At 42.4% G+C, this 587-nt stretch carries 1 protein-coding gene; it reads right to left on the bottom strand.

The annotated features are described in order from the left end of the window. Nucleotides 1-587, bottom strand: a 587-nt coding sequence (locus R7R78_RS28065) for an immunity 49 family protein (RefSeq protein WP_225474847.1), incomplete at both ends; no start/stop codon positions are given.

Here is a 587-nt window from a genome sequence, read left to right as displayed (position 1 = left end):
CGTACCACATACAGGCCATGCCAAGAAGAGGGAAAGATATGAAAGTTTCTATAGAAATCAAGTCCTCTGGCTTATCGAGCCTCATTTGGTATTTCTCTTGGAAATGTAGGTTTTTAACGAGCACTTCCTCAAAATCATAACCAATATTAGTAGTGAGCGCTGCGAAGGTTTCTAGGATCCCCATCGCAATTTCCAACGCCCAATTATCCCCTTGAGCTACCGCTGCGTCCATTGCTGCAACCAGCTTATCAGGATAATCCGATGTGCGATTGTGGAACGACTGAATGACGTCTACTAGCATATAAGATAACTCGCCCGCTTTGGTAGAACTCTGTCTCATCAAAGAAATCGGAAAGTTTGCCAACACATCCATACTAGCTTTGTCACGGACGATTACAGAGGTAAAATAGGTATCCAGCCACATTGAAGGACAAATGAAGCCCATTTCTAAGATACCTTCACCATCCCATGTTACTTCTGGATAACCGAGTATCTGAACAGTTAATGGCTCATTCGGAAACATAGCCAGCCGATGATAACAAGCCCACATTAATGAAGTTTCATAAAGGCGTAATGTACAAATTTTT

Source organism: Vibrio sp. 2134-1, from assembly GCF_033339495.1.
Note: the sequence above shows the minus strand (reverse complement) of the source record. Positions and strands in the feature narration are given on the sequence as shown.